Genomic DNA, 19421 nt, shown 5'->3' with positions numbered 1-19421 from the left:
GAGCGCAGGGTCCGGCCGCGGACTAGACTCAGGAATTGGTCCTGTCAGCAACCCTCGGAAGAGGTGTTTCATGCGCGTCATCAGCTACAACCTCCGCAAGCACGCAGCGAGCGGCGAACTGCTCGCCCTCGCCCGGAATCATGACATCGATGCGCTGTGCCTGCAGGAAGTTGATGCGGCGGACCTGCCGGAAACCCTGGGCCCGCTCCATCTGGCGGACGCCACCAAGGGGAACCGGCTGGGGCTGGCAATCTATTACCGGACCAGCCGCTTCACGGCCCTGGATACGCAGTCCTTCGCGCTGCAGAAATCGATGCATGACAGGGTCCTGGCGCCGGCCCATGAACGGCTGATCGGAACGCGTGTGATGGACAACGAAACGCAGCACGAACTGGTCATCGGGTCTTTCCACGCCGCCCCGCTCACCGCGTCGAATTCGTTGCGCCGCAAGCAGATCCACGCCGCCCACGCCGAATTGCTTAGCATGGGCAAGGGCCTGATGACGCTGATGGTGGGCGACTTCAACTACCCGTTCTTCACCAAGAACCTGCATCTGCACATGAAGAACTCCGGCTACGCCCTGTCCCTCAGCAACCGGCGCACATACACCCGCTACAAGGTCTTCAAGGGGCACTTCGATTTCGCCACGTCCCTGGGACTGGACATCACCAGCGTCGAGACGCTGCCCCGGGGCAAGTCGGACCATCTGCCCATCCTGGTCCACGCCGAATACGGCAAGGACTTCTAGGCCAGCCGTTCCCGGAGGCCGGGCCAGGCCGCGCCAAAGCCGGGATGCAGCTCCTTGTCAGCCACCCCGGGCAGCGGCACCCACAGCAGTTCGATGCTTTCGGGGTCGCTGATCACAGGCTCGAAAGGCTCGAGGACCTTGACCACCACCGTGGTGTAGGACCAGTAGCCGAGGTCCAGGACCGACGTAAACAGCACGTCCACGTGTTCGGCCGGGACGGCAGCCTCCTCATGGGCTTCGCGGAGCGCCCCGGACACCGCGTCCTCGCCCTCGTGCAGGGCGCCGCCGGGCAACCCCCAGGTTCCCCCGTTGTGGCTCCATACGGCGCGGTGCTGCAGCAGCACACCCTTGGCCGGGTCCCAGGCCAGGACGCCGGCAGCGCCGAACCGGCCCCAGAAGCGGCCGTGGTCCCCTTCCACCCAGGCGTCGCCCGGGTTGCGGGGGCCGGTGCGGACAGGCGGAATCGACGATGCGGCGACGGATGCGTGGTCCATCGTCCCAGTCTGACAGGTCCGCTGCGCCGGAGGGCGGCCGGCGGACGGGTCAGTTGGCGTGTCCGTGGTCGACGGCGAAATCGCCGCCGGGGTACATGACGGTTTCATGGCCGTCATCGAAGCGGACCACATACGGCGGCGCCCCGCCTTCGCCCCGGACTTCCAGGATCACTCCGTGACGGTCCGTGGCACCCACAGTCCTTCCGTGCACAATGATGCGGTCACCCTGCGCAGCCTCCATGGCACTCACCTCCAAGCCCCCAGATTACGACTCCCGGGCGGGACCGAACAGGCCCCCGTGGCAGGATTTCCCCATGCCGCTGAACATCCTCCTGATCGCCGATACCCACGTCCCCAAACGCGCCCGGGAACTGCCCACCCAGGTGTGGTCCGCCGTCGAACGGGCTGACGTGGTCTTCCACGCCGGAGACTGGGTGGACACCTTCCTGCTTGACGAATTTGAGCAGCGCTCGCGGCGGATGGTGGGCGTCTACGGCAATAACGACGGCCCCGACCTCCGCGCCCGGCTGCCCGAAACGGCAGCCGTCACCCTGGACGGCATCCGCTTTGCGATGGTGCACGAGACAGGCCAGGCCAAGGGCCGTGAACTGCGCTGCGAGGCGCTCTATCCGGACGCGGATGTCCTGGTCTTCGGGCACAGCCACATCCCGTGGGACACCACGTCGCCACGGGGCCTGCGGCTGCTGAACCCGGGCTCGCCCACGGACCGCCGGCGGCAGCCCGCGTGCACCTACATGACGGCCGTGGTTGACGGCAGCCGGCTCACCGGGTTGCAACTGGTGGAGGTACAGCGCGGGTAGCCCGGCTTGGCAGCCGGCCTCCGCATGCCTAGGCTGGAAACGTAAGCATGCTTAGCTTCGAAGAATCCAGCCGTACCAGCAGGAGGAAACCATGACAGACCAGTACACATTCCGCGATCCGGTCACCGCCTACGAGCACATCTCCCCTCCCAAGCAGCACCAGCCGGAGCCCGGGCTGGACGCCGAACTGACTCCCAAGGCCGACCTCGGCGAGGAAACGTACCGCGGCACGGGGCGGCTCGAAGGCCGCAAGGCGATCGTGACCGGCGCCGATTCCGGTATCGGGGCGGCAACTGCCATCGCCTTCGCCCGCGAGGGAGCCGATGTTGTTTTGTCCTACCTGCCTCAGGAGGAAGAGGACGCGGCCAGGATCGCGGGCATCATCGAGGCAGCCGGGCGCAAGGCCATCAAGGTGCCGGGCGACCTCAAGGATCCTGCGGTCTGCCGCGAAGTGGTGGAGACTGCCGTGGCCGTCCTGGGCAGTGTGGACATCCTGGTGAACAACGCCGGCAAGCAGGTGGCCCAGGAAGACCTGGCGGACATCACCGACGAACAGTTCGACCACACGGTCAAAACCAACGTTTACGCCATGTTCTGGCTGACCAAAGCGGCCCTGCCGCACATGCCGGCCGGTTCAACCATTATCAACACCACGTCCATCCAGGCGTACAACCCCTCGCCCACGCTGGTGGACTACGCCACCACCAAGGCCAGCATCAACAACTTCACCAAGGGCCTGGCCCAGCAGCTGGCGCCCAAGGGCATCAGGGTCAACGCCGTGGCGCCGGGCCCCATCTGGACGCCGCTGCAGGTGAGCAGCGGACAGCCCAAGGAGGAACTGCCGGAGTTCGGCCAGTCCACTCCCCTGGGCCGTGCCGGGCAGCCGGCCGAACTGGCACCGGCGTACGTGTTCCTCGCGTCGCCGGAATCCAGCTACGTGGTGGGCGAGACACTGAACGTCAACGGCGGCAGCCCCACGCCATAGCGGTTATTCCCCGTCCCGGTCGGCCAGCAGTGAATCGGTGGACCCGTCCGGCTGGCCGTCGAAGAACTGGGCGAGGACCGTTTTGAACACCGTTTCGCCGGGCGCGGCGCGAAGGAACAAGGTCATGGACGACTGCAGCTTGCGGGCGTCAATGCCTCCCAGGATGTCCTCTGCGGAGCGCCCGGCGTGGTGGGTCAGTGCCTGCGCAGAGTCAAGCAGGCGCGGGCCCAGCACGTCATGTTCCAGATAGGCACGCGCCTCCGCCAGGGAGTCAATGGCGTATTTGCGGGATGTTGCGCTCTGCCCCAGGCCTGCGATCTGGGGAAAGATGAACCACATCCAGTGGCCAGTCTTGTTTCCGAGCTGGAGCTCGGCCAGCGCCTGGTCGTATGTTCCGCCGTCCTGGGCTGCAACGAAACGCTCAAGGTTAAAGGGATCGTCCATCGTCATTCTCCTATTTGGTGGGACAGTGTTGCTGCTGCCGCCCGCAGGTGGGCGTCCGGGTCGGCACCCCATCGGGCCAGGACGGTTTCTGCGCGCTGCCGGTTGCGGTGCTCCAGCCTGTCCAGGAGCGGGCGCAGAACGTCGGTGACGAGCGGATCGGCCAGTTCCGTTGCGTGCGCGGACCGGAGGAAACCCTCAACGCGGGTCAGATCCGAGTGCCGCAGCAGGGCCACCCGCGACTGTAGCAGCACCACCGCCGCCTGGCGGCGTTCGAAGACCGGACGGGCGCCCGGTTTCGGCTGGCCCCACAGTGCCGAGGCAAGCTGGACCACGGCATCGTGGTCCAGGCCCTTGAACTTGCGGAGGGCGTCGCGGATGGTTCCGCGGACCGCACCCACTGATGAACCGTAGGAGCCCAGGGCGCCGCCAAACCTGCTGCCGACGTCGTCCGCGCGGTACCACGCGCCCTCGTTCTGCAGCGTGCGGTCGATGAAACCGGCCGCCTCGGCGACGGCGTCCGAACCGGTGGTCACGAGTGCCCCGCGGCTGCGTGGTCGATGCAGTACGGCGTCCAGGGCCGGGCTTCGAGCCTGCCTTCGGCGATGGGCCTGCCGCATACGGCGCAACTGCCATAGGTTCCGGCGGCGATCCGGTCGAGGGCTGCTTCCACCTGGTCCAGGCCGGCTGAGCTCTGGTTCAGCAGCGCCGAGGCCTGGGACAGCTCGAAGGCGATGGTGGCACCCTCGGGATCGTGTTCGTCGTCCACGTTGGCTCCCTGGCGGGCGGAGTTGGCTGCGGCGATGTCCGCCCGCAACGCCGGCAGCAGGGCCAGTTTCAGCTGCCGTTCCTCTTCGAGCAGCAGCCGGAAGCGTTCGTAGTCAGCCATGGGAAAAGCCTAGTCCTGCGTCAGTACCAGTTGTTCGCCATTGAGTGGCTCCAGGCGCCGCAGGGCGAGCCGTACCTGTCGCGGATGTAACCCAGCCCCCACTCAACCTGGGTCCGGTAACTGGTCAGCCAGTCACTGCCGGCGCTTGCATACTTCCCCGGCGGCAATGCCTGGGGGATCCCATAGGCGCCCGAGTAGGGGTTGGTGGCCGTGGTCTGCCAGTTCGACTCCTTGGTCCATAGCTGCGCCAGGCACAGGAACTGGTCCTGGCCCCAGCCGTAGGCGCCCAGGCGTCCGGCGGCGTAGCTCTTCGCTCCGGCAGGATCGTTGACAGCACCACCGGGAACAGAAGGTACGACGACGGGCGGCGGCACCGGCCGGACCGGCTGTCCGGGGGCCGGGGCCGGGGCCGCCGGTGCGGGGTTCACCGGAGCGGGGTCGACGGGTCCCGGCGGGCCCGCGGGCGCGGGCCGTGGTCCCTCCACGCGGGCGTCTGCTGCGGCCTTCGCTGCCCGGACCGACTCCCGTTGCGCCTGTTCCTGTGCAGCGGCCCGCTTTGCTGACTGCGAGGCCTCATATGCGGCGAGGGCGGCCTGTCCCTGCCGGAACTCCCCCTCCACGGACGCGGTTGTTCCCTTGAGCGAGGCCAGCTGGGCCGTGAGCTGGCCGCCGTGCTGCTGCTCTTCAGTGATGTGGCGGGCCACCGCATCCTGGGCCGACCTGGCCCCGGCAAGCCTGGCTCCGGCCTCCCTGGACAGGTTTTCCCGCTCGGACCGTGCGGCATTCTCCTGCTCGCCCAGGGACGATGCCACTCTTGCGGCCGACGCCGCCCGGTCCACCAGGCCGGCTGTCTTCGCGCCAACCAGCTCCACCATGTTGAGTCCGTGGACGCTGCCGGACTCAAGGGCGTCCAGGGCCATGAAGAATCCGGCCGTGGTTGCACCCGTCTTGTACGACTGCACGGCAAAGGGCTCCGATTTCCCTGCGGTGCTGCCGGAGTTCCCCGTTGGCTGCTGCTGACTGCGCAGCCAACGCATCGACCCGGCTGTTGGCTGCAGTGAGTGCCGCCTCGGCAGCGGCGAAATCCGCCGCAGCGGCAACGGCCGCCCCACCGAGCGCTTCTGAATCCGCCTGCAAAACGGCGAGGAGGCTGCCGATCCGGGTGATTTCCGCCGCTGTGCCCGCTTCAGATTCCCTGGCCTTCCGGACGTCCTCCCAGGAGGGGTACCCCTCCGGCGCGCGCTCCGAGGCCGACGCCGGCGCAAGGGCTGCCGGTCCCAGCAGTGCAAACACCAGAAGTCCCCCGAGCACCGGAGACTTCAGTTTGGTAACGGACAGGGGCATAGTCCCGTAGCCTACCGCCCTCAACCACAGGTTGAGGGCTTGCTGCTGCGGATCGTTATCCAGCAGAGACGGAAGGCACGCCGCGGCCCTAGACTGTGCCCATGGCCGGCGCCAGCACACCAAGCACCACACCAGCCCGCCGGACCCCTGCCCCCGGACGGACAGCAAAACCGGCAACCCCGCGCTGCTTGCTGCCGTTGCTGACCGCAGCAGTGCTGGCAGGTTCGGCCTGCACACCACAGCAGCCCGCCCCGGCGGCGTCCCCCGCTTCCGCGGCGCCCGGACCGGTCACCATCGAGCTAAACCAGTCCCGCGACCAGTACGGGCAGCACGCCATCCTGCTCCAGCTCACCAACACCACGGACAGTCCCGTGGCTGTGGACGTGGCGCGCGTCAGTTCCCCGCTGTTCGACGGGGACATCGAGTGGACGCCACCGGCGGGCAGCCTGGAGCTTCCGCCGCACCAACCCAAGAGCGTGCCCGCACAGCTCCCACCTCCGGCCTGTGCCGAGCCGGCAACGGCATCGTCGCAGGCCAGCGCCACGGTTTCCGTCGCTACGGCCGGACGGCAACCGGCAGCACTGACCCTCCCGGCCCCGGATCCCTTCGGCGTGCTGCCGCGCAACAATTCCGAGCTCTGCCTGGCCGCGGACGCCGCGAAGGTGGCCGGGCTGGCCCTGGACCAGCACCTTGAGGTGGCGGCGGACGGCCGCACCGCCGTCGTCCGCCTCCGCATCAGCCCACGGCAGATGGCCCCCGCCGGGACGCCGTCCCTCACGCTGCACAGCGTGGGCGGCACGCCCCTGCTGGCGGAGGACGGGGTTGAGCCGTGGCCGCGGGACGTAACGGTCCGGCCTGGGGAACCCGAAACGGTCCTGGCCCTGCGGGTGCGTCCCGCCCGGTGCGATCCGCACGCCGTCGCGGAAGACAAAGTGGGAACCCTGCTGCCCCTCACCGTTACCGCCGGAGCGCGGGAAGGTGTCCTGAAAGTGGCAGCCGGCGGGCTGTTGCGTGCGCAACTTTATGACTTTGTTACGTTGGCATGCCACAACGGCTAGGACCCGCGCATCATCCGAGGTCACCGCGGCGTTCCGGAAGGCCCCGCGGAGGAGGCCTTCATCCGAGAGGACTGCCTCGCATGTTATCCAAATGTGACAATCCGGTGTACGCCGGGTTATGGTCATACACGTGTCCCTCCCAAACGGGACATTCCCCTCAGCTTGCCGAGCCCTGCCGCTGAACCGGGATTCAATCGCTTTCCAGCTGGCAGGGACGGGGGAACCAAGTTTCCGCGGCTTCACCGAAGCCTTGGGGTTAAGTCGATATCGCCTTCCGTCCCTGACGAAGTGCGCTACCGGCCGGGCATCTCCAGCCCGAACCCGACAGCTCACCCCGCAGGCATGGGAGAGGCGATCAACCGTGTCAAAAAATTTCACCACCGCCCGTCACCGCGCTACTCCGGCCGGCTCCATCGCGCTGCAGGGCCTGGCCGTGACGGCCAAGGCCCAGGCCCGGACCTTCGGACGCCCGGCACTGGCGGTAGCCGCAGCATCGGGCATTGCGTTCGGCGTCGGAGCTCCGGCACATGCAGGTGTGACCGGCCCGGACAGCACCGAAACCAATAATGTCCAGGCATACTCGGCACCTGCCGCACCCGTAGCGGCTGCACCCGCCGCGGCTGCCGGCAACGTCCACACGGTTGCTTCCGGCGACACCCTCGGCGCCATTGCGTCCGCTTACGGGGTTGGCCTCAACGACGTCCTGGCAGCCAACGGCCTCGACGTTTCCTCGATCATCTACCCGGGTGACCAGATTGCGATCCCCGGCGCCGGCTACGCAGCACCGGCCGCTCCGGCCGTTGCTCCGGCCGCGGCACCTGTCCAGACCGCAAGCGCCGCTCCCGCCAACACCGGCATGAACCTCGGTTACGCCTCTGCAACGCCTGCGGCCACCGGCTCGGGCACCGGCGCTGCCATCCTGGCCAACGCGTACGGCCAGGTGGGCGTCACCCAGGACTGCACCGCCATGGTGGAGAAGGCCCTGCGCGCCGTCGGCAAGTCGGTCGGTGACCTGGCTCCCGGCCAGTTCTACCAGTACGGCACCGTAGTGGGCGCACCCGCCCCGGGTGACCTCGTCATCTCGGCAGGCCACGTCGGCGTGTACGCCGGTGACGGCCAGATGGTCAGCGGCGGGGTCAACGGCAGCCAGACCCAGGTGCACTCCGTCAGCTGGGTTGGTGCAGCCTCGTACGTACGGGTCGCATAGCCTGCTGAGCACGTAGCTTTCAGCGCATAGAGCTGCAAAAGGGCGGTAGCCGGGAGACCCCGGCTACCGCCCTTTTTGCTGCCCTTCCTTGTTCAGGTGCCGCAGAAGGTCATGTACGTCCCGAAGTCCTCCGGGGCGCCCTCGGCGTACCGCTCCAGGCCGGGGCGTTCGCTGTACGGCGCCGCCACCGCTTCCAGCAGCCGGTGCAGTGGCTCCAGGTCCCCGACCGTAGCCGCGGCCAGCGCCTCTTCGACGAGGTGGTTCCGCGGAATGTACGCGGGATTGGTGCGGTCCATCAGCCCGGCGTCCGGCCCCAGCTCCTGCCAGCGTTCAGCCCAGGCATCGTACGCGGCCAGGTCCATGACCATGCCGCGGACAGGCCGGCTGTCACCCCGGGCGGCCTTGGCCAGGTTCCTGAAGAAGAGCGTGTAGTCCACGGGGCCGTCCTTGAGGATGCCGGTAACCCCGTCCACCAGGTCCGAGACCTCCTCGTCTGCTGCCGTCCCCGGCTTCCCCGCCGCAAGGCCCAGCTTGGTGGCCATGCCGCCGAACCACGCCGCACTGTACTGCCGCCGGAATCCACCCAGCGCCTCCACGGCCACCGGAACCGCCGCCTCCTGGTCTTCGTCAATTAGCGGCAGCATGGCTTCGGCCAGGCGGGCAAGGTTCCATTCGGCCATGACCGGCTGGTTGGCGTACGCATACCGGCCACCGACGTCGATGGAGCTGTACACGGCGGCCGGGTTGAACGCGTCGATGAAGGCACAGGGGCCATAATCGATCGTTTCCCCGGAGATGGTCATGTTGTCTGTATTCATCACACCGTGGACGAACCCCACCAGCATCCACTGCGCCACGAGCGAGGCCTGTGCCGCCACCACCGCCCCATAGAGGGCGAGGTATGGGTTGTCCGCCGCAGCAGCATCCGGATAGTGACGGCTGATGGCGTGGTCCGCCAGCCGGCGCAGGAGCTCCGGGTTTTCGGTGGCCCGCGCATACTGGAAACTGCCCACCCGAAGGTGGCTGCCGGCCACCCGGGCCAGCACGGCGCCGGGCAGCATGTCATCCCGGCGTACCTGCCGTCCGGTAGCTACGACGGCAAGGGAGCGGGTGGTAGGGATGCCGAGGGCGTGCATGGCCTCGCTGACCACGTATTCGCGCAGCATGGGCCCCACGACCGCACGGCCGTCACCGGCGCGCGCGAACGGCGTGCGGCCGGAGCCTTTCAGGTGCAGGTCCCTCAACCGTCCGCGGCCATCTTCCAGCTCACCCAGCAGCAGCGCACGGCCGTCACCGAGGAGGGGCGAGTAGCCGCCGAACTGGTGCCCGGCGTAGGCCTGGGCCACGGGTGTGGCACCTTCCGGCACGTGGTTGCCCAGCAGGAACCGCACTCCCTCTTCCGAGCCCAGGTACCCAGGGTCGAGCCCCAGTTCTCCGGCGAGCGGTTCGTTGAGCACCAGGAGTTTGGGGTCCGGAGCTTCCTCCGCCTCCCAGGGCACCGCCAGTTCGTTGAGTTCGCGGGCGAAGCGGCCACCCAGGGCAACAGTTGATTGTGCTGCAGCGGTCATGGTTTTAACCCTATCTCCGCGGCGGCCGTTACAGGCTCCCCGCGGCGGTTCGGAAGGCGGATGCGCTGGAGGTCGTCGGCGGCGATGACAATGGCACCCTTGGCGCGGGCGGACGCCTGCCGGACCATGAGGGTGACGTCGTTGCCGTACCGGGATGAGAAATGCGTGAGGACCAGCGTCCGGGCGCTCCCATGCCCCGCCAAATCGCCCGCCTGCCCGGCGGTGAGGTGGCGGTATTCCTCCGCCAGCCCGCAGTCGTCGTCGCTGAAGGTGGACTCGGCAACCAGGAGGTCGGCGCCGTCTGCAAGGTCTTCGGCACCGTCGCACGGGGCGGTGTCCATGACGAACGCGAAGCGCTGCCCGGGGCGCGGAACGCTGACGTCGGCCAGGCCGACGCCGGCAATGGTACCTTCGCGCCGGAGGCGGCCGACGTCCGGCCCGGCGATGCCCGCTGCCGCAAGGCGGTCGGGCAGAAACGTGCGGCCCTCGGGCTCGGTGAGGCGATACCCGTATGTTTCGATTCGGTGCTTGAGCGGCCGGACGTGGAGGCCGTCCGTCACCTCACCGGCGGCGCCGTGGGGATGGAGCCTCAGGTCAAGGCCGGGAGTGCTGACGGATACCAGCGCCCGCACCACACCGTCCCCCGAGGCCGGGTAGTGCAGGTGGACCGGATGGTTGACGCCGTCCAGCACCATCCGCGACAGCACGCCGGGGAGTCCGAAGCAGTGGTCGCCGTGGACGTGGGTGAGGCAGATCCTGGTGATCTGCGTTGCCGAAACTCCGGCGTGGATCATCTGGCGCTGCGTCCCCTCACCCGGATCGAAGAGCAGCCCCTCCCCGTCCCAGCGAAGCAGGTACCCATTGTGGTTCCGGGTACGGGTGGGCACCTGCGATGCGGTGCCCAGGACCACCAGTTCACGCACGGCCGCTGCCATGGCCGGCGGCCGCCAGGCCTTTCGCATAGGCCGCCTGGCCCGCGTGCTGCAGGCAGTCGGCGAGGGTACTGACCAGCCGGACGCCGAGGGTGACCGGAGGGTCCCAGTTGGTGTCAACGGTCCGGTCAAGGTCCTGGTCTGCCAGTTCCCCGAGGACCTGCATGGTCTGCCGGTGGACGGCGCCGTAGTAGTCCCCCAGTAGACTGGCCGTGGCGCGGACCGACTCCACCTGCTTGCTGGTGTGCCCGTAGCCGGTGTCGCGGTCCGTCAGCGGAAGGCCGAAGCGGTCAGCAAAACCCGCGTGTGTCCACACCTGCTCCAGTCCGGCAGCGGCGGCAACCTGCGCGTCCTCCACCCGTGCCAGGTGCCAGATAAGCCAGGCGATGGGGTTGCCGGTGGCCGCCGGCCGATGGTGCAGGGCTTCTTCATCCAGGCCATCGATCGTCTCCGTCACGGCATCGCTGATGCGCACGAAGGCATCCTGCAGGAGTTCATTGGTTTTCATATCCCCGCCTTTCAGCACCAGCGCCGTTGGCCGTGCCTAACGCTCAAGATCGTTGGGGTCGAATTCGCTCAGCGGCGACCCGCCGAAGTTCTCAGCGTCGTCACTGGCATCGGCCTCCAAGCCAGTGGGATCCTCGCCGAAGTCGACGTCCGCTGCTGCCTGACCGAGGGTGGGTGAATCCGGCGGCACCTGTTCATCGCCGGATTCGTAGCGCGCCTCGGCGGATTCGTCGCGCAGGGCCTGGTCGCTCAGGAAGTCCTGTTCCCCTCCCGGGGCAGCTTCTTCCTGGAGCAGCGGGTCTTCCTGCCAGCGGTCCGGATTGTTTTCGGCGGCGCCGGGATAGTTGTCCGGTTCCCCGTGTACGGGATCAAGCTCCTGTGACGCTGCGCTTCCCGGTGTTTCATCGAGCAGCACGTCATTTTCGTCAACGACTTCCAGGCCATCCTCCGGGAGGTTCTGTTCACTCATGGTCACGCCTTTCCTTGGGGCTGCACCCGGTCTGATGCAGCGTAGATCGGTACCGCCAGACAATAGTAAGCATACTGACCACCCCCGCGGTGTGGAACTGTCCCCTCGACAGCCGTGACTTTCGGCCCTACAGATGGCAGGAGTCCGGCGGCCACTCTTGTAAGCAGGGAGACGCGCTGCCGCTGCGCCATGCTGGGGCGGCCACCGCCTCCCGAGTCCGCCCAAAACTCCACACGAAAGACCAGGAAGCCGGCCATGACATCACGTAAACCGATTGCCGTTGCCACCAACGACTCGGCACAGAGCCGGGCGGCGGTGCTGTGGGCCGCGCACCGGGCCGAAAAATCCGGGGTTCCCCTGGCGGTCCTCCACGTTGTGGACGACCGTTGGGTAGCCGAACCGTACCCCTGGTTCGGTGTACTGGAAGAGGCAGGGGACCAACTGCTGAAAACTGCTGCAGGGCGCGTCCGGGGAGCAACACCGACCCCGGTCACCACACGGCTCCTGACCGGAAGCGTGGGCGGCTCGCTGGCCAAATACTCGGGCAAGGCGTCGATGCTGGTGATCGGTTCCGGCTCCGGACACCTCGGCGGAACCCTGGCAGACCGGGCATTGCAGGTAGCGGCCTCAGCCAAGGTACCGGTAGCCGTCGTCGGGACGCAGGACCTTGCCGGACGGTCCGGCGTGGTGGTGGGAATCGACGGCTCCCAGGAGGCTACGCAGGCCGTCGCTTTTGCGGCGGCGGAGGCCGACCGGGAGGGTGATGAGCTCACAGTTGTCTATGCCGTCAGGATGCCCGACCCCGTAACGGACGCGGGGCTGGCCCCGGACAGCCTGGCCGAGATGGTCTCCGAAGAAGAACGGGTGGTCCTCTCCGAGACGGTGGCTGGGCTCGAGGAGGACTACCCCGGCCTGAAGGTGCGCCGGGTTCTGGAAACAGAACGGGACCCTGTTGACGCCCTGGTCCACGCGGCAAGCGGAGCAAGGATGCTGGTAGTGGGAAGCCGCGGCCGCGGCGGCATCAAGCGTCTGCTGCTGGGTTCCACTGCCCACGGTGTGCTTAAGCACCTTCCGTGCCCCACTGTCATCACCCGGATCCAGGCCGGCAAGAACAAGGTCTGACCAAGAACGGAAGCCGGCCAGGCAGGGCGCCGGATTCCGCCATCCACATTGTCCGCACCATCCGTTCCAGGGGCGACACCATGAGAAAAACCGCAGCAATCATCATGCTCATCCTGGGGATCCTCCTTTCTCTGGTGGGCCTCACAGCGCTCGCCGGAGGCGCCGTAGCCATGGCCGTGGGGTCCGCGCAGGGTGACGGCTTCCTCACCTCCGGCTCGGCGCGGCTGTCCGTCGCATCCCACGCGCTGACATCGCCCCGGCTCGACGCCATCGGCGAAGGTGTTCCGCCCCGCCTCCCCTTCGATCTGGGGACCCTGCGGCTGCGGGCCGCCCCGGTGGACCCGGCCAAGGACATCTTCATCGGAATCGCGTCCCGGGCCGACGTCGAGAAGTACCTGTCCGGCGTGTACCACTCGGAACTGCTCGACGTCGAAATGCAGCCGTTCCGTGCCGAATACCGTGACATACCGGGGACCGCCGTCCCCTCAGCACCCGCCCAGCAGACGTTCTGGGCCGCGTCCGCAACCGGCCCCGGCGAACAGGAACTCACGTGGGACCTGGCGGCCGGCAACTGGTCGATTGTCCTGATGAACGCCGATGCCAGCCAGGGCGTGGCAGCAACACTGCAGGCCGGGGCGCGGTCTGAACTGATCCGGCCGGCCGCCTCGGGCCTGCTGGTGGGCGGCGCCATTGCCCTGGTGATCGGTGTTCCGCTGCTGGTTTTCGGGGCAATGGGCCTCGGCCGCCATACCGGCCCGCCGGCCCGGGGACCGGGAGCGCCGTACCCCGGATACCCGGCTGCCGGTGGCGCCCCGGGACTTCCGGTGCAGGCACAGCAGCCCCCGCAGCACATGGCAGAACTGGCGGACCGGGCCCCCTACCCGGCGCGGCTTTCCGGTGAGCTGGATCCCCGGCTGTCCAGGGGCCTGTGGCTGGTCAAGTGGTTCCTGGCGATTCCCCACTTCGTTGTGCTGGTCTTCCTATGGTTTGCCTTCGCAGTGACCACCATCGTGGCCGGGTTCGCGATCCTCTTCACCGGCCGCTACCCGAGGGCACTCTTCAACTTCAATGTTGGGGTGATGCGCTGGAACTGGAGGGTAGCGTTCTACGCCTATGCCGCCGCCGGAACGGACCTCTATCCGCCTTTCACCCTGGCGCACGCCGACTACCCGGCCGACTTCGATGTGGACTATCCGGAGCGGCTTTCCCGGGGACTGGTGCTGGTCAAGTGGTGGCTGCTGGCCATTCCACACCTGCTGATCGTGGCTGCCCTCGCCGGCACGGCATGGACCTGGCGGGCCGAAACCACGGATCTGGGAACCACGTATGAGCGCAGCACCGGGATTTCGCTGCTGGGGATCCTGGTCCTGGTGGCCGTGGTGGCACTCCTTTTCACCGGCCGCTACCTGCGCCCGCTGTTCGACCTGATCCTGGGCATCAACCGCTGGATCTACCGCGTCATGGCCTACACGGCGCTGATGCGGGACGAATATCCGCCTTTCCGGCTCGACCAGGGACCCGGTGAAGCACCGCCGCCGGCAGGCCAACCGGTCCGGCAGGAGAAACCCGTGCCCGGAACGGGCCCAACACCCAAGCCCTAGCCGCCGGGGTTGGACAACACAACGGTCATGACCGCACCAGAAGGAGTTGAGATGGGTTCAGCCGGAGCACCGTTCGGCCGGATCGTCGTAGGAGTCGACGGCTCGGAGGCCTCCATCGAGGCGTTGCGGCAGGCGCAGCGCCTCGCGGTGCCGCTCGGCGCCAAGGTCGAGGCCCACGCCTATTGGGATTACCCGCAGGCCTACTCCGGCTACATGCTGATGGGCATCGAAGGATTCGAAGAACGTGCCGGCCAAATCCTCGATGAGGCGGTCAGCACAGCCTACGGTGACGAAACGCCGTCGAACGTCATGGCCAGCCTCGTCCGCGGACACCCCCGGGATTCACTGATCGAAGCGAGCCGCCACGCTGACCTGCTGGTAGTGGGCCGGCGCGGGCACGGCGGCTTCAGCGGCCTGCTCCTGGGCTCTGTCAGCTCGGCCCTGGTGGCCCACGCCCACTGCCCGGTGCTGGTGGTGCACACGCCGGAGGCGCCCCCGGAAACCCCGTGACGGAGGTTCGGAACAGGACAGGTCAGCGCCCGCCGTCGGACGCGTCTGCCTGGGCCGGAACCACCAAAACCGGACAGTGGGCATGGCTCACGCAAGCGGAACTCACCGAGCCCGGCACGAAGCCAGCGTGCCCATGCCGGCCAACAATCAGAAGCGCAGCTTCCCTGCTGCCGCCGATCAGGAGGTGCGCAGCGCTGCCCCGCAGGAGCCGCCCGCGGACTTCCGGCGGCACCGGCGACCCGAAGGCATCAGCGAGCGCCTGCCGGAGTGCCTGCTTCGCCGCGACTTCGAATCCCTCAATGCCCACGGCCAGGTAAATCCCGAAACCGGCAGGAACGTCCCAGCACGCCCATGCCTCCACAGCGGCATCCAGCGGCCCTGCGAGGGCGCGGGCAGTCCGCAGGGCCTGGACCGAGGCGGCTGACCCATCCACGCCCACAATGATCCTGGGCTGGCCTCCGCCGGCTTCCATGGTGGGCTCCTTTCCCTTTGCTGATTGGCGTCTGATCCAACCCTGCTGAAGGAGCAGCCGGCCGGGTAGGGCCGTTGGTCACCGGGCGGCGGCAGTGGGATCAGGTACTTTGCGTACTTTGGTCCCTTACATCCACGGACAACGGGCGCAAGAATGGTACTTGCCCCGGCCAGGGGCTGCCCGCACAGCGCAGCGGGTGCAGGTGTGGTCCTTATGAAAATGGGAGCGTAACGTGCAAAGGCTTGAGACTGACTCGGGGGAAGCTGCAATTCCGCAGGAACCGCTCCGCGTCTTCATCCTCGACGACCACGAACTTGTCCGGCAGGGCTTGAAGGACCTGTTGGAAGGTGAAGGGTTCGTGGTGGTGGGCGAAAGCGGATCGGCCGCCGAGGCCACTCGCCGGATCCCGGCGCTTCGGCCGGACATCTCCATACTGGACGGCCGCCTGCCGGACGGTACCGGCATCGAGGTCTGCCGCGATGTCCGTTCGCTCGATCCGCGGTTGAACTGCCTGATCCTGACCAGCTACGACGACGAACAGGCGATCCGCGGAGCCGTCCTGGCCGGAGCGGCGGGGTACATCCTCAAACAGATCAGGAGCGACGACCTCCTGGCCGGTATCCGCAAGGCGGCCACCGGCGCGTCCCTGTTCGAGCCCGGGGTGCGGGAACGGATCGTCTCGGGACTGACCCGGACCCCGACGGACCCGAGGATGGAAGGACTCAGCGCACAGGAAAAAAAGGTGCTCGTGCTGGTGGGGCAGGGACTGACGAACCGCCAGATCGGCGAGGAACTCTTCCTGGCCGAGAAGACCGTGAAGAACTATGTATCGTCCATCCTTGCGAAACTGGGATTCGAGCGCCGGACGCAGGCGGCCGTGTTCGTCACCCGGAACAGCCCGGGGGCCTCCTGATGTGTCGGCACCCTGTCACTGCAGGCCTACACACCATCTGATCCGGGTGCCCGTTCCTGGTGCACTGTCGATGCTGCAGCTGCCGCCCAGCATCTCCGCCCTGTGCCTCATGTTGGCCAGGCCGCTGGTCTGCCCGGGCTCCTCGAATCCGCAGCCGTCATCCTTGATGACAAGCTCCACACCGTCAGCTGAGGCGGTCACCGCCACGTGCACGTCCGCAGCTCCCGAGTGGCGTGCGGCGTTGCTCAGGCCCTCGGACAGCACGGAGAGCAGGTGTCCCGCGACGTCATCATCGACGACCTCGTCAACGGGGCCGCTGAACACTACATCTGGCGCCACTGAGTAGCCCCGGGACGTTTCCTCGGACACCTTGAGGATTCGGCTGGTCAGCGGTTCATGGTTCCCGCCGGTCCGCAGCGAGTAGATGGTGTCGCGGAGCTTCCGGATGGTGTCGTCCAGTTCAGCTGTTACCGCAGCGATCCGTTCATGGGCCACAGGGTCCGGGGTATAGCGCCGCAGGCTTTGGATGCTCAGGCCAGCAGCGAACAGCCTCTGGATCACCAGGTCGTGCAGATCCCGGGCGATCCGCTCCCTGTCGGTGAACAGGAGGTTCTGTTCGCGCAGTGCATGCACCCGTCCCAGTCCCAGCGCCAGCCCCACCCTGCTGCCGAACAGCGCACTGGATTCCAGCTCGGCTTGGCTGAAGGGTCCGCCCCCGGAGGGCCGGGCCAGCAGCAGCACCCCGTTATCGCTGCCGCTGTGGCCCAGGGGGCACACGAGCACGGCCCCCAGCTTTTCGCCGATACCACCACCAAAAACCTCTTGCGGATCCCGGACGACCACCGATTTCCCGGTCTCAATGACCACATCGACGGCGTCGGAAGCCTTGACCTCCTGTCCGGCTTGGAGTCCCTGCACACCAAGCGACGAACGGCAGCGGAGCGTACCGTCACCATCAGGCACGGCGATAACGGCAAGCACGGCTTCCGAGACCCGCAACGCTGTTTCCGCCACCAGATCCAGGTTTTCCGCATCCTTGGGCCGGGGTGTGACGATGAGCCGGCTGCTCAGTTCCATCCCTGCTTCAAGCCACTTCTGGCGGCGTTTGCTGTCGTCAAAATGGCGGGCGTTCTGGATCGCCACGCCTGCCGCGGCGGCCAGGGCCACAGCGAGGTCTTCATCCTCCGGAGTGAAGTCCAGCCCGCCGTTCTTCTCCGTCAGGTAGAGGTTCCCGAACACTTCGTCGCGCACCCGTACTGGTACACCGAGGAACGATTTCATGGGGGGATGGTTTGGAGGAAAGCCCGAAGCGATCGGGTGTTGGCCAAGTTCGTGGAGCCGAAGGGGCCTGGGCTCGCGGATCAGCAGACCGAGAACACCGTGCCCGGTGGGCAACTGGCCAATGGCTTTGATGCCGTCCTTGTCGATCCCCACTGTGATGAAGTGGCTGAGCCGGAGGTCTTCGCCTATAACGCCGAGCGCGCCGTAGCGTGCACCCACCAGGTCACAGGCCGAGCGCACCAGCCTGTCCAGCACGGTTTCGAGGCTGAGGTCCTCGGCGATAGCCATCACGGCGGACAGGAGGCCGTTCATCCTGTCCTGTGTCTGCAGCAGCTCGTCCGCCCTGGAGACGAAGTCGCGAAGGAGGTCTTCGGCCCGCTCCCTCATGGGCGAACGCCATGGCTCAGTGCTCACAACTGACCTCCTGCCGAAGCGGCCCGTGCCATTTCAGGAACCCGGCGGCACGCAGCGCCCCGGTGCGCGCCACGGCCCCCGCCCGCGCCTGAGCACGCAGTGATGGCTTGGCACCATCCTAGGAGACGACGGCGGGCCTTGGAACGCCGTTGCATTGAATATCCGGATACCGGGACCTTCTTCCCTAGTCCGCCGGGTCTCCCGGCCCTAGGCTACGGCCATGGATACAGGTGCGTTGGAAGTGGAAGCCGAAATTTTGGGCGTTCACGACTGCTGGAAATACCTGCAGTCGACGCCGGTCTGCAGGATTGCATTCACGCATGGCACCGACGTCGAAATATTCCCCGTCAACTTCGCTGCCAGCAACGGAACGGTGCTGATCCGCACCGGCGCCGGTAAGACTCTGGACACCGTGGCGAACGCACAACAGGTCTCCCTGGAGGCGGACGGGTTGAACCAGTACGGCACCATCGCGTGGAGCGTCGTGGTCAAGGGACGCGCGGTCACCGTGGAAGATCCGGAAGGTTACCGGGAAGCCGAGTCCGCCGGCCTGTCACCCTGGCAGGCCGGAACCAAGAACCGGCTGGTCCGGGTCACTCCCGGCGAGATTTCCGGCCGGCGTTTTGTTATTGCTCCCCCAACCCGCTGGGCATCGCAGGAGCCTGCCGGCCAAGGTTGATGCTGTCCGGCATGACGGCCGGGCAGCCGTACCAGAGGAAGGTCAACCATGGACACCACCAGGCCCATCGCGGTCGGCGTCACCGACTCCGAAGCATCCCGGGCCGCCCTGGCATGGGCGGCTGCGCGGGCCGCCCGGCTCAAACTGCCCCTGGTGCTCCTGAACGTCCTGGACGACCACTGGATGGCTGGCGAAGCACTGGAAGCCCTGCCCTACATCGATGTGCTGCGAACGTCCGGGGAAGACCTCCTGAAGATGTCCGCGGACCGGCTCCGCACCGAGGAACCCGGACTTCAGGTCTCGCAGGAACAGCTGGAGGGAAGCATTGGGGCATCACTGGGCCGCTACTCCGAAAAGGCATCGATGCTGGTTCTGGGCAGCAGCGGGCAGACACGGGGAGCCTTAACAGACCGGGCGCTGCAGGCCGCGGCCGTGGCGGCATCACCGGTGGCCGTGGTTGGCCCCGGGCAATCCGACGGCAGGGGCGTCGTCGTCGGCGTCGACGGGTCCTCCCAATCGACGCAGGCAGTAGCCTTCGCAGCGTCGGAGGCTGACGCGCTGGGTGAAGAGCTCACGGTCCTTTACGCCTTCACCGGACCCAAAAGATGGGTCGGGGCCGGCCTTCCGTCCAGTAGCTTTTCCCGGCACGTTCTCGAGGAGGAGCGGATAGTCCTTTCCGAAACTGTGTCCGGCCTGCGGCAGGATTTCCCTGGCCTTGTGGTGCATGATGTGCTTGAGACCGTCATGGAGCCCGCCGCCGCCCTTGTCCGTGCCGCCGCCCAGGCCCGGCTGCTGGTGCTGGGAAGCCGCGGGCGTGGCAGCTTCAGCAGGCTCCTTTTGGGCTCTACTGCGCACGCCGTCCTGGCCCAGCCGCCTTGTCCCACAGTCATCACGAGGCTCAGAAAGCCGGCCTGACTCCTCCAGGCCCCTGCACCAAGGGCCGCTACGGGGCAGCGGCCCTTGCCT

General features: G+C 67.3%; 24 protein-coding genes and 1 riboswitch. Of the genes, 11 read left to right on the top strand and 13 right to left on the bottom strand.

Annotated features, from left to right (window positions below; translation table 11 throughout):
• Positions 1-70 precede the first annotated feature (70 nt).
• The gene (locus QE394_RS18720) at positions 71-748 is read left to right on the top strand and encodes an endonuclease/exonuclease/phosphatase family protein (RefSeq protein WP_045732507.1); all 678 of its coding nucleotides are present in this window, start codon (positions 71-73) and stop codon (positions 746-748) included.
• Here the strand turns inward: QE394_RS18720 and QE394_RS18715 are convergent.
• Together QE394_RS18715 and QE394_RS18710 are read right to left on the bottom strand one after the other, a co-directional pair.
• Positions 745-1242, bottom strand: a complete 498-nt coding sequence (locus QE394_RS18715; protein ID WP_056079532.1) for an NUDIX hydrolase — start codon at positions 1240-1242, stop codon at positions 745-747. The two genes, QE394_RS18720 and QE394_RS18715, sit on opposite strands and share 4 nt — an antisense overlap.
• 49 nt (positions 1243-1291) lie before the next feature.
• Positions 1292-1483, bottom strand: a complete 192-nt coding sequence (locus QE394_RS18710) for a DUF1918 domain-containing protein (protein WP_015937249.1) — start codon at positions 1481-1483, stop codon at positions 1292-1294.
• 73 nt (positions 1484-1556) lie between these two features.
• Here QE394_RS18710 and QE394_RS18705 point away from each other — a divergent pair, with 73 nt between their 5' ends.
• Entirely contained in the window at positions 1557-2063 is a 507-nt protein-coding gene (locus QE394_RS18705) for a metallophosphoesterase (RefSeq protein ID WP_156368386.1), read from the top strand.
• Between the two features lie 91 nt (positions 2064-2154).
• Positions 2155-3048 carry a glucose 1-dehydrogenase gene (locus QE394_RS18700; RefSeq protein ID WP_056079535.1) on the top strand — a complete coding sequence of 298 codons (894 nt, stop codon included), beginning with the start codon at positions 2155-2157 and terminating at the stop codon, positions 3046-3048.
• 3 nt (positions 3049-3051) lie between these two features.
• On the opposite strand, the gene QE394_RS18695 is transcribed toward QE394_RS18700, so the two are convergent.
• The 5 genes from QE394_RS18695 to QE394_RS18675 are packed head-to-tail and all read right to left on the bottom strand — an operon-like array spanning position 3052 to position 5722.
• A complete protein-coding gene (locus QE394_RS18695; protein ID WP_261619711.1) occupies positions 3052-3492 on the bottom strand; it encodes a DUF1810 domain-containing protein in 441 nt (146 codons plus the stop codon).
• 2 nt (positions 3493-3494) lie between these two features.
• Complete coding sequence (locus QE394_RS18690; protein WP_261619712.1) at positions 3495-4025, bottom strand: DNA alkylation repair protein; 531 nt, start codon at positions 4023-4025, stop codon at positions 3495-3497.
• Complete coding sequence (locus QE394_RS18685) at positions 4022-4378, bottom strand: TraR/DksA C4-type zinc finger protein (protein WP_261619713.1); 357 nt, start codon at positions 4376-4378, stop codon at positions 4022-4024. The genes QE394_RS18690 and QE394_RS18685 overlap by 4 nt, the downstream gene beginning before the upstream one ends.
• A 20-nt stretch (positions 4379-4398) precedes the next feature.
• Positions 4399-5340, bottom strand: coding sequence for a lytic transglycosylase domain-containing protein (locus QE394_RS18680; RefSeq protein WP_349035240.1), 942 nt, complete (start codon positions 5338-5340; stop codon positions 4399-4401).
• Positions 5279-5722 carry a hypothetical protein gene (locus tag QE394_RS18675; RefSeq protein WP_349035239.1) on the bottom strand — a complete coding sequence of 148 codons (444 nt, stop codon included), beginning with the start codon at positions 5720-5722 and terminating at the stop codon, positions 5279-5281. The genes QE394_RS18680 and QE394_RS18675 overlap by 62 nt, the downstream gene beginning before the upstream one ends.
• 101 nt (positions 5723-5823) lie before the next feature.
• Between QE394_RS18675 and QE394_RS18670 the strand changes: the two genes are divergently transcribed.
• Both QE394_RS18670 and QE394_RS18665 read left to right on the top strand, forming a co-directional pair.
• Positions 5824-6780, top strand: a complete 957-nt coding sequence (locus QE394_RS18670) for a hypothetical protein (RefSeq protein WP_349035238.1) — start codon at positions 5824-5826, stop codon at positions 6778-6780.
• A gap of 185 nt (positions 6781-6965) precedes the next feature.
• Positions 6966-7138, top strand: a riboswitch (cyclic di-AMP (ydaO/yuaA leader).
• A 3-nt stretch (positions 7139-7141) separates the two neighbouring features.
• Positions 7142-7987, top strand: a complete 846-nt coding sequence (locus QE394_RS18665; protein ID WP_056079563.1) for a LysM peptidoglycan-binding domain-containing protein — start codon at positions 7142-7144, stop codon at positions 7985-7987.
• A gap of 92 nt (positions 7988-8079) precedes the next feature.
• Here the strand turns inward: QE394_RS18665 and QE394_RS18660 are convergent, their stop codons facing one another.
• The 4 genes from QE394_RS18660 to QE394_RS18645 are packed head-to-tail and all read right to left on the bottom strand — an operon-like array spanning position 8080 to position 11463.
• The gene (locus QE394_RS18660; protein WP_349035237.1) at positions 8080-9555 is read right to left on the bottom strand and encodes a protein adenylyltransferase SelO; all 1476 of its coding nucleotides are present in this window, start codon (positions 9553-9555) and stop codon (positions 8080-8082) included.
• Positions 9552-10478, bottom strand: coding sequence for a ribonuclease Z (locus QE394_RS18655; RefSeq protein ID WP_349035440.1), 927 nt, complete (start codon positions 10476-10478; stop codon positions 9552-9554). The genes QE394_RS18660 and QE394_RS18655 overlap by 4 nt, the downstream gene beginning before the upstream one ends.
• Positions 10471-10995 (bottom strand): DUF664 domain-containing protein, encoded by a 525-nt coding sequence (locus QE394_RS18650; RefSeq protein WP_349035236.1) that lies wholly within the window; start codon positions 10993-10995, stop codon positions 10471-10473. The genes QE394_RS18655 and QE394_RS18650 overlap by 8 nt, the downstream gene beginning before the upstream one ends.
• 36 nt (positions 10996-11031) lie before the next feature.
• A complete protein-coding gene (locus QE394_RS18645) occupies positions 11032-11463 on the bottom strand; it encodes a hypothetical protein (protein ID WP_056079570.1) in 432 nt (143 codons plus the stop codon).
• 255 nt (positions 11464-11718) lie between these two features.
• Here QE394_RS18645 and QE394_RS18640 point away from each other — a divergent pair, with 255 nt between their 5' ends.
• The 3 genes from QE394_RS18640 (at position 11719) to QE394_RS18630 (ending at position 14696) form a co-directional block, all read left to right on the top strand.
• The gene (locus QE394_RS18640) at positions 11719-12585 is read left to right on the top strand and encodes a universal stress protein (RefSeq protein ID WP_349035235.1); all 867 of its coding nucleotides are present in this window, start codon (positions 11719-11721) and stop codon (positions 12583-12585) included.
• A gap of 80 nt (positions 12586-12665) precedes the next feature.
• Positions 12666-14186 carry a DUF4389 domain-containing protein gene (locus tag QE394_RS18635; protein ID WP_349035234.1) on the top strand — a complete coding sequence of 507 codons (1521 nt, stop codon included), beginning with the start codon at positions 12666-12668 and terminating at the stop codon, positions 14184-14186.
• A gap of 51 nt (positions 14187-14237) precedes the next feature.
• Positions 14238-14696, top strand: a complete 459-nt coding sequence (locus tag QE394_RS18630) for a universal stress protein (protein ID WP_349035233.1) — start codon at positions 14238-14240, stop codon at positions 14694-14696.
• 22 nt (positions 14697-14718) lie between these two features.
• Here the strand turns inward: QE394_RS18630 and QE394_RS18625 are convergent, their stop codons facing one another.
• Positions 14719-15168 (bottom strand): universal stress protein, encoded by a 450-nt coding sequence (locus QE394_RS18625; protein WP_056079582.1) that lies wholly within the window; start codon positions 15166-15168, stop codon positions 14719-14721.
• A gap of 232 nt (positions 15169-15400) precedes the next feature.
• Between QE394_RS18625 and QE394_RS18620 the strand changes: the two genes are divergently transcribed.
• Positions 15401-16081: a response regulator transcription factor gene (locus QE394_RS18620; protein ID WP_349035232.1), complete on the top strand. Its 681-nt coding sequence runs from the start codon at positions 15401-15403 to the stop codon at positions 16079-16081.
• Between the two features lie 15 nt (positions 16082-16096).
• Here the strand turns inward: QE394_RS18620 and QE394_RS18615 are convergent, their stop codons facing one another.
• A complete protein-coding gene (locus tag QE394_RS18615) occupies positions 16097-17749 on the bottom strand; it encodes a GAF domain-containing protein (protein WP_349035439.1) in 1653 nt (550 codons plus the stop codon).
• 247 nt (positions 17750-17996) lie between these two features.
• Here QE394_RS18615 and QE394_RS18610 point away from each other — a divergent pair, with 247 nt between their 5' ends.
• Together QE394_RS18610 and QE394_RS18605 are read left to right on the top strand one after the other, a co-directional pair.
• Complete coding sequence (locus QE394_RS18610) at positions 17997-18455, top strand: pyridoxamine 5'-phosphate oxidase family protein (RefSeq protein WP_056079590.1); 459 nt, start codon at positions 17997-17999, stop codon at positions 18453-18455.
• 48 nt (positions 18456-18503) lie between these two features.
• Entirely contained in the window at positions 18504-19370 is an 867-nt protein-coding gene (locus tag QE394_RS18605; RefSeq protein ID WP_056079593.1) for a universal stress protein, read from the top strand.
• Positions 19371-19421: the final 51 nt, after the last annotated feature.

The sequence above is a fragment of the Pseudarthrobacter sp. SORGH_AS 212 genome, assembly GCF_030818145.1.
Lineage (GTDB): Bacteria > Actinomycetota > Actinomycetes > Actinomycetales > Micrococcaceae > Arthrobacter.
This window is presented reverse-complemented; position numbering and strand designations above follow the sequence as displayed.